Source organism: Bartonella sp. AA2SXKL (assembly GCF_042197205.1).
GTDB lineage: Bacteria > Pseudomonadota > Alphaproteobacteria > Rhizobiales > Rhizobiaceae > Bartonella.
On sequence record NZ_JBHIRN010000231.1, the window covers coordinates 333 to 619 of the forward strand.

The 287-nt window shown below is 35.9% G+C and carries 2 pseudogenes; both read right to left on the reverse strand.

What is annotated here, in order from left to right:
- Positions 1-141, reverse strand: a pseudogene (locus tag ACFINS_RS10900) (DUF1009 domain-containing protein); the annotation flags it as partial.
- A 2-nt stretch (positions 142-143) separates the two neighbouring features.
- A pseudogene (locus ACFINS_RS10905) lies at positions 144-287 on the reverse strand (acyl-[acyl-carrier-protein]--UDP-N-acetylglucosamine O-acyltransferase); the annotation flags it as partial.

The following is a 287-nucleotide window of genomic DNA, read 5'->3' on the forward strand; positions in this document are numbered from 1 at the left end:
TGCTTCATCACGCAAAAGTACAAGAAAAGGATTCTGCCCATTTTTTTCAAGTTCTTGAGCAATAGTGATAGGTAGAACACCATTTCCTGCTATAATAGCAGTACGGCCGGAAAGAAAATTTCTCGCACCAGAGACAGACATTTTTAATCCTTATTTTCTTTTATTCTATCACCTTCAAATTTGGGAGTACAATAAAAACGTTTTCCTTTTTCTTTAATAAAATTAACTACATCAACAACAGACTGAGAAGCGGGATAGAAAGAAGCAACATCGCTGACACGCTCTTT